The sequence below is a fragment of the Thioalkalivibrio sp. ALJ3 genome (assembly GCF_000377205.1).
In the GTDB taxonomy this organism is placed as follows: domain Bacteria; phylum Pseudomonadota; class Gammaproteobacteria; order Ectothiorhodospirales; family Ectothiorhodospiraceae; genus Thioalkalivibrio.
The window spans coordinates 374,879-386,893 of record NZ_KB897905.1; the positions used below are offsets into that span (position 1 = coordinate 374,879).

Genomic DNA, 12,015 nt, shown 5'->3' on the forward strand with positions numbered 1-12,015 from the left:
TGCTCCCCCGACCGCTAGTCGGCCAGCGCCACGGAGTTTTCGCGTTCCACGTACCCGCCGAAGGCATCCGGGACCACCTCGACCAGCTTCACCCGGGTGGCAGTGATCTCGACGATACGGCCGTGGTTTTCGCCCATGTAATTGCCCACTGTCACGCGCTGAATACCCCGATCGGGGGTACGGACCAGGGCATAACGCACCTCGTCCTGCTCCAGCGATCCCACCATCCGCAGGGAATCCAGCGGGAAACTTTCGAGGAATTCGCGTGGGCGATCGGGGTCGATCTCGGCATCGCCGGGCTCGCCCTCGGCTACCGCCAGGCTGGGCTGCGCGATCACGGTGGAATCGAACGGCGAGCGGGTGTGCCCCGGGTACAGATAGGGCTCGTGCGGCTCCAGCGTCGGAATCGGATCGATGCCACTACCCGGGCGCTCGTTGATTTCCGCGATGTAGCGCTCCAGGTCACTCTTGTCCTGGGCACACCCCGACAACCCCAATGTAGCCATCAGGCCGAGCGCGAGGGCCGCCGTCAGGGATCGCTGTGCAGGAGTCCGCATCAGTGATCCTCCAGGTAGCGATAGGTGCGCGCAGTGGCATCCATCAACAGGTCGTTATCCGAGTTGCCCCGACGAATGTGCATATCGTGCATGGTCACCACCCGCGGAAGCGCGGAGGTACCACTGACGAATTCGGCCAGCTCCTCGTAGTCGCCCCGCACCCGCAAACGGATCGGCACCTCGGCATAGAAGTCCCGGCGGTTCTCCCCGCGCGGTTCGAACAGTTCGATCTCGAGCCCGGCCTGCAGACCCGTCTGCGAGATATCCACCAGGAGACTGGGAATTTCTGCAGAACTGGGCAGCAACTCCAGCAGCGAGGCGAACATGCGCTCCATCTCTTCGAGTTGTTCCTCGTAGGCCCCGAGATTCGCGGCTCGCTGCTGCTTGTCCTCGAATTCGGCGCGCAGTTGCTCTTCGCGATTCTCGGCGCGTTCCAGATCGGTGCGCTGATCGCCGATAAAGAAGTAATAGGACAGCCCCAGGATGACCAGAACGATGACGACCAGGATCAGGGCCTTTACGGCCCAGGACGCCTCGCCGATATTGTTGAAGTCGATCTCGTTGAGTTCCTTGATGTTCATCAGGAATCCTCCTCGATATCCGACGGCCGCGTCTGGTTGGCGTCCAGGCGGAAATCACGCACCTGGAGGCGCCCTTCTTCGCGCGTCTCGATGATCTGCAAGTTCGAGTCGGACAACCATGGCGAGGCATCGATGCGGCGCATCAAGGCCGAGATCCGGGTATTGGACTCGGAACGACCCGTCAGGCGGATGCGCTCGCCTTCCTGGCGCACCTCGTTGAGATAGGTGCCGTCCGGCAACGTCTCCACCAACTGATCGAACAGATGCACCGCCTCCGGGCGGCGCGCCTGCAGGGTCTGGATGACCTCCATCCGCGCGATCAGGGCCTGGCGCTGCTCGTCCAGGTCGCGGATGCGGGCAATCTTGCGATCCAGCTCGCGGATTTCGCGCTCCAGCATCTGGTTGCGCGACTGCTGGTGGTCGATCAGCGCATTCATGAAGGTATGCCCGGTGAACGCCAGCAGCACGCCCACCACGAGCGCGCCACCCAGCGCGCCGAAGAATTGCTTGCGCCGCTGCTCACGGGCCTTCTCGCGCCAGGGGAGGAGGTTGATGTAGATCATCCGGCGTACCCCCTGATGGACAGACCACAGGCGGTCAGCAACGCGGGGGCATCATTGGCGAAGCGCTGCTGATTGACACGGCGGGAAAGCGCCATGCCGCGAAACGGGTTGGCAATGGAAACCGGGGTTCCGGAACTTTCCTCGAGCATTTCGTCGACACCCGCAATCGCCGCACAGCCGCCACCGAGCAGGATATGGTCGATCGAATCCTGCGGGCGGGTGACGTAGAAGTACTGCAGCAGCCGCTGGATCTGGTCCATCATCGTCTGCTTGAACGGCTCGAGGATATTGCTGACGTAATCGGCCGGAAGGTCGCCGCTCATTTTGGCGGAGCCCGCCTCCTGATAGTTCATGCTGTAGCGACGCATGATCTCTTCGGTGAGCATGCGCCCGCCAAAATTCTGCTCGCGGGTATAGATTACGCCCTCGGTCTGGCTGACCACATAGACCGCCGTCACCGAGGAGCCGACATCGACGATGGCGACGATGGGCTTGTTCTGGCGGTCGGGGATCTGCTCGACCAGGCGTGAGGAGGCATGCTCGATCGAGTAGGCCTCGACATCCACCAGTTCGGGGGTCAACTTGGCGGATTCGGCGATCGCCACTCGCGATTCGACGTTCTCGCGCCGCGAGGCGACAACCAGGACGTCAACCAACTGAGGGTTCTTTTCGTTCTTGCCAAGAACCTGGAAATCGAGGTTGACCTCTTCCAGGGTGTAGGGAATGTACTGATCGGCCTCGACGAACACCTGGCCCTCGAGCTCGCTGTCGCTGAGGGTGGAGGACATCTGGATGGTCTTGGTAATGACAGCCGAGGACGGGACGGCCATCGCACACTGTTTGAGCCGGGTGCCGGAACGCTTCACCGCACGGGCAAGCGCATTCCCCACCGCCTCGGTGTCCTGGCAGACCTTGTCCACCATCACACCATCCGGCAGCGGTTCCACCGCAAAGGCTTCGACCCGGTAACCCTTACCTTGGCGGGCCAGCTCCAGCACCTTTACGGCGGCCGAACTGACATCCACGCCCAGCAGTCCCTGCTTGCCCTTTCCGAGACTCAGCACACATCCCCCTGTATACCCCAATGAAAGTAACTGGTAGCGTTACAATCAAGTATGCTAGCTCGTTCACAATATACACTCCGAAATCCGGGTTGCAAGTTGCTTTGAAAGCTGATTCTTAACTTGGCCCCACTTTTTTTACAGTCATGAAGCCGATTCTCAAGATTTTTGCGGCGTTGCTGGCCCTGGTCCTGGCGGCCGGAATCGGCGTATCCGCGGCCATTGCGGCCCTTTACGTGCACTACGCCCCCACCCTCCCCGAGGCGGAGGCTGTGCGCGACGTTCGCCTGCAAACTCCGCTACAGGTCCGCACCGCGGATGGCCTGCTGATGGGCGAATTCGCCGAAGAGCGGCGTATCCCCCTGCCCATTGAAGAAATCCCCGAGCAAGTGCGCCAGGCCTTTATCGCGGCCGAGGACGAACGGTTCTACGATCACCCCGGGGTCGACATCGTCGGCCTGGCAAGGGCGGCCATCAATGAGATTTCCACGCGCGGCGATCGCAGCCAGGGTGGGTCCACCATCACCATGCAGCTGGCGCGCAACGTCTTTCTGACACGCGACCGCACCTACGAGCGCAAACTGCGCGAGATCTTCCTGGCCATTCGCATGGAACAGGAAATGACCAAGGACGAGATCCTGGAGCTGTACCTGAACAAGATCTATCTGGGCCAGCGCGCCTACGGGATCGAGGCCGCGGCACGGGTCTACTTTGACCGCTCGGTCGACGAGCTGGAACTGGACGAGATCGCCGTCCTGGCAGCGCTGCCCAAGGCCCCCTCCACAACCAACCCCGTCGCCAGCGCCCAGCGTGCCGAGATTCGCCGCAATTACGTATTGCGTCGCATGTTCGATACCGGCGCGATCAGCGAGTCGGAATACGAGGAGGCCATCGCCCGACCGGTATCATCCGAACGGCACGTGGCCGCGACCGAGGTCGATGCCCACTGGGTGGCAGAGGCGGCCCGCCAGATCGTCTTCAACCTCTGGGGCGAGGATGCCTATCGACGCGGCCTGCAGGTCCATACATCCATCGACTCCCGTTACCAGGAAGCGGCCAACCAGGCCTTGCGCGAGGGCCTGCTGGAATACGACGAGCGCCACGGTTATCGCGGACCCGAGGATCAACTGAGCGACGAAACCATGGCCGACGCCGAATCGCGCATGCGCGCCCTGAAGGCACAGGGCGTTCATGGGCGCCTGCTGTTTCCCGTGGTTGTGATGGAACGCGAGGAAGACGGCACGCTGCAGGTGGACGGCGGCAAGATCGGTGAACTCGTGGTCGAACCCCGCGACCAGCAGTGGGCACGCAACCCCGAGTTCGAACGGGGTGACGTGATCCGCGTCCGACCCTACACCGATGGACGCTGGCGTCTGGCGCAAAAACCGGAAGTGACGGGCGCAGTCATCGCCCAGTCGCCCAAGGACGGGGCCATTGTTGCCCTGGCCGGGGGATTCGACTTCTTCGAGAACCGGTACGACCGGAGCACCCAGGCGCAGCGCCAGCCGGGCTCCGCATTCAAGCCGCTGGTGTACGCGCTGGCGCTACAGGAAGGCTATCGCCCGGAAGGGATGCTGGTGGACGCACCAATGGTCTTCGACGATCCCGCGCTGGGGGCCGAGTGGCGCCCGCAGAACTATTCCCGCCAGTTCCAGGGCGAGATGAGTATGCGCGATGCCCTGGCCCAGTCGCGCAACCTCGCGTCGATCCGCCTGCTCAACAGCCTGGGCCCGCAGCGCGTGCATGAACAATTGCCACGCTTTGGTCTGGACCCGGACAAACACCCGAGTAACCTGTCGATGGTGCTCGGTACCGGGGCAGTTACGCCCCTGCAGCTAAACAATGCCTATGGCGTGTTCGCCTCCGGCGGCAAGCTGCACAGCCCGTGGATCATCACCCGCATCGAGACCGGCGACGGCGAGGTCCTCTATCAAGCGCCGACCGAACGCGCCTGCCCGTCGCCTTGCGAAAACCCGCCCGGCCAGGACCTGTACCTGAATGCCAGCGGGGGGCCACTGCAGTACACCGACCCGGCCCAGGTGCTGGATCCGGGGGCTGCCTGGCAGATGAGCAGCATGCTGGGGCATGTAATCACCGCCGGTACCGGGCGTCAGGCGCAGCAGCTGGGGCGCTCGGACCTGGCGGGCAAGACCGGCACCACCAACAGCTATCGCGATGCCTGGTTCTCCGGATTCAACGCCGATATTGTGGCCACCGCCTGGGTCGGTTTCGACGACAACCGCGAGCTGGGCCGGCGCGAAAGCGGTGGACGCACGGCGCTCCCGCTCTGGGTACGATTTATGGACTCGGTGCTGACCGATGCACCGGAGCGTCCCGTGGAGCGGCCGGATGACCTGCAGCGGGTTGCAATCCTGCCCGACGGCCGTCGTGCACCAAGCGAGGAGACCCCGGGGGCCAACATCCAGTGGCTGATCCCGCAACAGGTACCGGAACGCGGCCAGGCACCCTCAGGCCCCAGCGGGGAGAACGGCCAGAGCCCACCCGAATCGGTGTTCTGATGAATCCTTCCCGCATACGCCAGGAACTGGCACAGGAGGCCGCGCGGATCCTGCTGGACGACGGAATTCGCGATTTCGCGCTGGCCAAGCGCAAGGCAGCGGAGCATCTGGGTATCGAAGCCCGCCACGAGATGCCGGGCAATGCCGAGATCCAGGCGGCCGCCATCGAACGCAGTCGGCTGTTCGCAACGGACGCCAGCCGCCAGGCCTACCGCGAGCGCCTGGAGGCGGCGCGGATCGTAATGGAGCGGCTGGCGGAGCTGGAACCGCGCCTGGTCGGTCCGCTGCTGGACGGGATCGTCGAGCGCCAGCCCCTGGTCAACCTACACGCGTTTGCGGAAACCGTGGAGGAGGTCATCCTCGACCTGGGCGAACGCGGCATCCGCTGCCAGACAGGTGAACGCCGCTACCGCAGCCGCCAAGGGCGCGAGCAGCGGGTACCGTTTCTGAGTTTTCGCGGGCCGAATGACACGGACATCGAGCTGACCGTATTCCCGCTGGATGGACTGCGCCAGGCGCCGCCGTCGCCGGTGGACGGCAAGCCCATGGCCCGCGCGGGTCGCGCGGACGTGGACAGACTGCTGGACGCCGCAAACACCGACGCAGCACAGGCCGACGCGTCCTGACGCCAGGGAGACGGCGCCTTAAGGAGACGCTGATGTAATCGCACGTCCGCGTTGGTGCCCCCTGTTTTCCGAGACAAGGCGCGTCGTGCAGCGGGTAGTGGTTCTACCCGCAAGCGGCGCAACGCAGGATCGGGGAACAGGGGGCACCAACCCCACAAGCCGTTGAAAGCAGGGGCTCGGCCGCCCGTTGTTGATCAAAAACGGGCGCGGGAACGGCGTTGCGGTTCCCTTGTGCAGAATGACTGCACGGCAGTCACCGCGCCTTGTTCCCACGCAAAAGCGACTCGAGCGCGGACGCGCGATTAAATCAGCGTCTCCTTAAGGAGACGCCGACTCAATCGCGGCGGTAGGAGGTGACCGTCTCGACCAGGGTCGCAACCCGGTCCGGGTCAATGCCCGGATGGATCCCGTGCCCGAGGTTAAAGACGTGACCGGTGTCCCGGTCGAACCCGTCCAGCACCCGCAGGGCCTCCTCGCGCACCACTGCGTCCGGCGCGTACAGCACCGACGGATCCAGGTTCCCCTGTAGTGCCACACGGTCCCCGACGCGACGGCTGGCCTCGCCAATCTCGATCGTCCAGTCCAGCCCCAGCGCATCGGCACCGGTCTCGGCCTGCGCCTCGAGCCAGGCATCGCCACCCTTGGTAAACAGCGTAACCGGCACGCGGCGGCCGTCGTGGTCCCGGATCAGACCATCGACAATGCGCTGCATGTAGGCCAGCGAGAACTCGCGATAGCCGCGCGGCGTGAGCGACCCACCCCAGGTATCGAAGACCATCACGGCCTGTGCCCCGGCGCGAATCTGCGCGTTCAGGTATTCAGTAACGGCGCTGGCGACCTTCTGCAGCAGCGCATGCATCGCCTGCGGCTCGCCGTACATCAGCCGCTTGGTTTCGGCGAAGTCACGCGAGCCCTGACCCTCCACCATATAGGTGGCCAGCGTCCACGGGCTGCCGGCAAAGCCGATCAACGGGACTTCGCCATTCAGCTCGCGCCGGATCAGGCGCACCGCGTCCATCACATAACGCAGTTCCTGCTCCGGATCGGGCACCGGCAGGTTCTCGATCGCCTCGAGCGAACGGATCGGGTCGCGAAAGCGCGGACCCTCGCCGGTCTCGAAATAAAGCCCCAGGCCCATCGCATCCGGGATGGTCAGGATGTCCGAGAACAGGATCGCCGCATCCAGCGGGAATCGGCGCAGCGGCTGCATCGTGACTTCGCAGGCCAACTCCGGATTCTGGCACAGGCTCATGAAGCTACCGGCCTGGGCGCGGGTCTCGCGGTACTCCGGCAGGTAGCGTCCGGCCTGGCGCATGATCCAGATCGGCGGGCGGTCCACGGGCTCGCGCAGCAACGCACGCAGCAGGCGGTCATTCTTCAGGGTCTGGGACATCGAAAGGCTCAAACGCCGAGATATTCAAGGATGCCTTCGGCGGCCTCGCGGCCCTCGAAGACAGCGGTTACGACCAGGTCCGAGCCGCGCACCATGTCGCCGCCGGCAAAGACCTTCGGGTTGCCGGTCTGAAAGGCGTGTGAGCCAACGGCCTGCACACGCCCGCCCTCGTCCACGCCGATCTTGAATTCGGCGAACCAGTCCGCCGGGGACGGACGGAACCCAAAGGCAATGAGCACGCGGTCGGCCGGGATTACGTGTTCGGAGCCCGGCACTGGCTCCGGACGGCGGCGGCCGCGCTCGTCCGGTGCGCCCATCTGGGTGCGCACCACCTTGACGCCCTCGACCTTGCCATCGCCTACGATCTCGACCGGCTGAACATTGAACTCGAACTGCACACCTTCCTCGCGCGCATGCACGACTTCCTTGCGCGAACCCGGCATGTTCTCCTCGTCGCGGCGATAGGCGCAGGTCACCGAGGCCGCGCCCTGACGGATCGAGGTACGGTTGCAGTCCATCGCGGTGTCGCCACCGCCGAGGACCACCACACGCTGGCCGGCCACGTCGATGAAACCATCTTCATCGTGCTCCCAGCCCATCACCTGACGGATGTTGGAAATCAGGAACGGCAGGGCCGGATACACCCCCGGCAAATCCTCGCCAGGGAAGCCGCCCTGCATCGCGGTGTACGTCCCCATGCCCAGGAATACGGCATCGTATTCCTCCAGCAGGGCGTCCATCTGGATATCGCGGCCGATCTCGGTGCTCAGGCGGAACTCAACGCCCATGCCCTCGAGGATCTCGCGGCGGGTGCGGATCACGTGCTTTTCGAGCTTGAACGGCGGGATACCGAAGGTCAGCAGACCGCCGATCTCCGGGTGACGGTCATACACCACCGCCTGCACGCCGTTACGCGCCAGGATATCGGCACAGCCCAACCCAGCTGGACCGGCGCCAATCACGGCCACGCGCTTGTCGGTCGGGGTGACGTCAGAGAGATCCGGACGCCAACCGGCCTTCAGGGCCTCGTCGGTAATGTACTTCTCCACCGAACCGATGGTGACCGCGCCGAAACCGTCGTTCAGCGTGCAGGCACCTTCGCACAGGCGATCCTGCGGGCAGACACGGCCGCAGACCTCGGGCAGGGAGTTGGTCTTGTGCGAGAGCTCGGCGGCGGCGAACAGGTTGCCCTCTTCCACCAGCTTCAGCCAGTTCGGGATGAAGTTGTGCACCGGGCACTTCCACTCGCAATACGGATTGCCGCAGGCCAGACAGCGGCCCGCCTGCTGCCCCGCGGTCGCCGGATCGAACTGACCGATGATCTCGCCAAATTCGTGGATACGAATCTCGGCGGGGGTCTTCTGAGGGTCCTGGCGCGGCAGGTCCAGGAACTGCATCGGATTGAAAGCCATGGATCACTCGCTCCGACGGGAACCGGCGGCATGACGCCTCGGGGTTCAACCGTTCATGCGTTCAGGAATGGATCGTTTCGCGCTTGAGCGCGTAACGGTCAGGCCAGCGCGGTACGGACCTTCTGACTGACGACGCCCATGTCCGCGCGGCCGAATACTCGGGGCTTGAGCACGCCCATCACCTTGCCCATGTCACTGGCGCCGGCGGCGCCGGTCTCGGCAATCGCCTCGCCGATCATCTGCTCCAGCTCGGCGTCGCCCAGCGGTTCGGGCATGTAGGCCTCGATCACCGTGATCTCGGCGGCCTCGCGCTCGGCCAGGTCCTCGCGACCACCCTTGCGGTACTGGTCGATGGAGTCGCGGCGCTGTTTGAGCATCCGGTTGAGGATCGCCAGCACCGTGTCGTCATCGGCCTCGCGCCGCTCGTCGACCTCGAACTGCGAGACCTCGGCCTGGATCAGACGCAACGCCCCAAGGCGCTCCTTCTCACGGGCCCTCATGGCCTGCTTCACGTCATCCTGCAAACGGGCCTTGAGCGACATCAAAGGGTCCTCGATCCGGGCCTGATGCCCGACAGACGATTCTACGTAAAGACGTTCAGTACAAACGCACCCGACGGGTCATGTCGCGGGAATTCTTCTTCAGCTGGCGCTTCACCGCTGCGGCGGCCTTGCGCTTGCGCTCGGTGGTCGGCTTTTCGTAATACTCGCGGCGGCGGACTTCCGCGACCACACCGGCCTTCTCACAGGTGCGCTTGAAACGGCGCAGGGCAACCTCGAAGGGCTCATTCTCGCGAACTCGTACGTGCGGCATACAATCTCCGGATGCGAATGCTGATTCGTCTACCAAAACAAAAACGCCACCCGAAACACTCCGGGCAGCCATGCAGAACTCCCTATGGTAATCCAACCGGCGCCATTTGCAAAAGTCCGTGAAACGATGCCCATCCTGACCGCGCACACGCTTACGCCCACAGCAGCACGCACGCTATGATGCCCCTGATGAACGCACCCGGCATGCAAAACCTGAACGTCGAGCTGGGCGAGCGCAGTTACCCTATCCGGATCGGACCGGGCCAGCTCGCCGCCGCCGACACCCTCCGCCCGGCGCTCGAGGGCCGCCGCGTGGCGGTGGTGACCAACACCACCGTGGGCCCGCTGTACGGCGAGGCTCTGCGCGAAACACTCGACCACTGCGAGATCGCTGGCGAGCCCCTCTGGATCGAGCTGCCCGATGGCGAGGCCCACAAGACCCTGGCCACAGTGGAATCGATCATCACCCGCCTGCTGGAGGCCCGGTTCGACCGGGGCAGCCGCATCGTCGCACTGGGCGGGGGTGTGGTGGGCGATATCGCGGGCTTCGCCGCTGCGATCTACCAGCGCGGGATCGACTTTGTGCAAGTCCCGACCACCCTGCTGGCCCAGGTCGACTCCTCGGTGGGCGGCAAGACCGGGGTCAACCACCCGCTGGGCAAGAACATGATCGGGGCCTTCCATCAGCCGCGCGCGGTGCTGGTCGACACCGACACCCTGAAGACACTGCCCGAGCGCGAGCTGCAGGCCGGACTCGCCGAGGTCATCAAGTACGGCCTGATCCGCGACGCCGAGTTCTTCGCCTGGCTGGAGGCGCATATCGACGAGCTGCGCGCCCTGGAACCCGAGGCGCTGGCCCGGGCCATCCACCGCTCCTGCGCCTGCAAGGCCGAGATCGTCGCCGCCGACGAACGCGAAGGCGGCATCCGCGCCCTGCTGAACCTGGGCCATACCTTCGGCCACGCGATCGAGGCCGGGATGGGCTACGGCGAATGGCTGCACGGTGAGGCCGTGGGCACGGGCATGGCAATGGCCGCGCGCATGTCGGAACGCATGGGCTGGTTGAGCCCGGCCGAGCGCGAACGCGCCGAGGCCCTGATCCAGCGCGCCGGCCTGGCACTGGATCCACCGGACCGCATGACCGCCGACCGTTTCCGCGAGCTGATGGCGATCGACAAGAAGGTCGCCAGCGGCCGCCTTCGCCTGGTGTTGCTGCGGGGGATCGGCGAGGCCGAGATCACCGACCAGTTCGACGTGTCGGCACTGGACGCGACCCTGCACGAGGGCGCCCGTGTCGCCTGAGGCCCTGGCCACCACACCCCGGGTCGACCGCGCCTCCGGGCTCGCGACTTACGCCGCCGACCCTGCGGCCTCGCGCGGCCGGGAACACACGGAAGCGCCACCACGCCACCGCAGCGCCTTCCAGCGTGATCGCGACCGCATCGTGCACTCCAGCGCGTTCCGCCGCCTGGAATACAAAACCCAGGTCTTCATCAGCCACGAAGGCGACCTGTTCCGCAACCGCCTGACCCACTCGCTGGAGGTCGCGCAGATCGGGCGCTCGATCGCGCGCGCGCTGCGCCTGAACGAGGACCTGGTCGAGGCCATCGCCCTCGCGCACGACCTCGGCCACACCCCGTTCGGCCATGCTGGCCAGCATGCCCTGAACGACTGCATGAAGGCGTATGGTGGCTTCGAGCACAACCTGCAGTCGCTGCGTATCGTCGACCTGCTGGAGCGCCACTATGCGGAATTCGACGGCCTCAACCTGACGTTCGAGACACGCGAGGGCATCCTCAAGCACTGCTCGCCGCAGCGCGCACGAGAACTGGGCGCGATTGGCGTGCGCTTTCTCGAGAAGCAGCAGCCCTCGCTGGAGGCGCAGCTGGCCAACGTGGCCGACGAGATCGCCTACAACAATCACGATGTCGACGATGGCCTGCGCTCCGGGCTGCTCGGCATGGACCAGTTGACGGAGGTCCGTCTGTTCCGCGAATGCCTGGAGGCGGTGCGCGCCCGCTACCCGGACCTCGAACCACGCCGGGTTCAGCATGAGACCGTTCGCCGCATGATCGACGCCCTGGTATCCGACCTGATCGAGAACAGCCAGGCCGCAATCGACCTCCATCAACTCCACACCCCGGACGACGTCCGCCAAGCCGGCCAGCCGCTGATCCGCTTCAGCCCGGAGATGGCCGACCAGGCGCACGAGCTGAAGGTCTTCCTGCGCGAGAACTTGTACCACCACCATCAGGTCCACGCGGTGATGCACAAGGCCCGCCAGCTGATTCAGGAACTGTTCGCCGCATTCGACTCCGAGCCGCGGCTGATGCCCGAGCACTTCCAGCGGCATGCCGAACAGATCGCCGAGGCCGACCCGAATGCGCCGCAGCGCGCAATTGCCGACTACATCGCGGGCATGACCGACCGCCACGCCATCCGTGAACACCACCGCCTGTTCGATCTGGGCACGCTGACCTGAGACTCAAAC

General features: G+C 65.0%; 12 protein-coding genes. 4 read left to right on the top strand and 8 right to left on the bottom strand.

Annotated elements, in window-relative coordinates:
• Positions 1-14: 14 nt before the first annotated feature.
• From C935_RS0101850 to C935_RS0101865, 4 genes are read right to left on the bottom strand one after another with little or no spacing between them, the layout of a single operon-like run.
• Positions 15-557 carry a pilus assembly protein PilP gene (locus tag C935_RS0101850; protein ID WP_018860815.1) on the bottom strand — a complete coding sequence of 181 codons (543 nt, stop codon included), beginning with the start codon at positions 555-557 and terminating at the stop codon, positions 15-17.
• Positions 557-1,138 carry a type 4a pilus biogenesis protein PilO gene (locus C935_RS0101855; protein ID WP_018860816.1) on the bottom strand — a complete coding sequence of 194 codons (582 nt, stop codon included), beginning with the start codon at positions 1,136-1,138 and terminating at the stop codon, positions 557-559. Before C935_RS0101855 ends, C935_RS0101850 begins: the two co-directional genes overlap by 1 nt.
• On the bottom strand, positions 1,138-1,701 hold the full coding sequence (locus C935_RS0101860; RefSeq protein WP_018860817.1) for a PilN domain-containing protein: 564 nt from the start codon (positions 1,699-1,701) through the stop codon (positions 1,138-1,140). The genes C935_RS0101855 and C935_RS0101860 overlap by 1 nt, the downstream gene beginning before the upstream one ends.
• Positions 1,698-2,765: a pilus assembly protein PilM gene (locus tag C935_RS0101865; RefSeq protein ID WP_018860818.1), complete on the bottom strand. Its 1,068-nt coding sequence runs from the start codon at positions 2,763-2,765 to the stop codon at positions 1,698-1,700. Before C935_RS0101865 ends, C935_RS0101860 begins: the two co-directional genes overlap by 4 nt.
• A 143-nt stretch (positions 2,766-2,908) precedes the next feature.
• Here C935_RS0101865 and C935_RS0101870 point away from each other — a divergent pair, with 143 nt between their 5' ends.
• The gene (locus tag C935_RS0101870) at positions 2,909-5,281 is read left to right on the top strand and encodes a penicillin-binding protein 1A (protein ID WP_018860819.1); all 2,373 of its coding nucleotides are present in this window, start codon (positions 2,909-2,911) and stop codon (positions 5,279-5,281) included.
• A complete protein-coding gene (locus C935_RS0101875; RefSeq protein ID WP_018860820.1) occupies positions 5,281-5,907 on the top strand; it encodes a hypothetical protein in 627 nt (208 codons plus the stop codon). Before C935_RS0101870 ends, C935_RS0101875 begins: the two co-directional genes overlap by 1 nt.
• A gap of 334 nt (positions 5,908-6,241) precedes the next feature.
• On the opposite strand, the gene hemE is transcribed toward C935_RS0101875, so the two are convergent.
• The 4 genes from hemE to rpsU all read right to left on the bottom strand — a co-directional run bounded on the left by hemE (position 6,242) and on the right by rpsU (position 9,525).
• The gene (gene hemE / locus C935_RS0101880; RefSeq protein ID WP_018860821.1) at positions 6,242-7,300 is read right to left on the bottom strand and encodes a uroporphyrinogen decarboxylase; all 1,059 of its coding nucleotides are present in this window, start codon (positions 7,298-7,300) and stop codon (positions 6,242-6,244) included.
• Positions 7,301-7,308: 8 nt separating this feature from the next.
• Positions 7,309-8,712, bottom strand: a complete 1,404-nt coding sequence (locus C935_RS0101885) for an FAD-dependent oxidoreductase (RefSeq protein WP_018860822.1) — start codon at positions 8,710-8,712, stop codon at positions 7,309-7,311.
• A gap of 98 nt (positions 8,713-8,810) precedes the next feature.
• Positions 8,811-9,254, bottom strand: a complete 444-nt coding sequence (locus C935_RS0101890; protein ID WP_018860823.1) for a GatB/YqeY domain-containing protein — start codon at positions 9,252-9,254, stop codon at positions 8,811-8,813.
• 55 nt (positions 9,255-9,309) lie between these two features.
• Positions 9,310-9,525 (bottom strand): 30S ribosomal protein S21, encoded by a 216-nt coding sequence (gene rpsU, locus C935_RS0101895; protein ID WP_012981683.1) that lies wholly within the window; start codon positions 9,523-9,525, stop codon positions 9,310-9,312.
• A 176-nt stretch (positions 9,526-9,701) separates the two neighbouring features.
• Here rpsU and aroB point away from each other — a divergent pair, with 176 nt between their 5' ends.
• Both aroB and C935_RS0101905 read left to right on the top strand, forming a co-directional pair.
• Positions 9,702-10,826: a 3-dehydroquinate synthase gene (gene aroB / locus C935_RS0101900; RefSeq protein ID WP_018860824.1), complete on the top strand. Its 1,125-nt coding sequence runs from the start codon at positions 9,702-9,704 to the stop codon at positions 10,824-10,826.
• Entirely contained in the window at positions 10,816-12,006 is a 1,191-nt protein-coding gene (locus C935_RS0101905) for a deoxyguanosinetriphosphate triphosphohydrolase (protein WP_018860825.1), read from the top strand. The genes aroB and C935_RS0101905 overlap by 11 nt, the downstream gene beginning before the upstream one ends.
• The last annotated feature ends 9 nt before the right edge of the window (positions 12,007-12,015 follow it).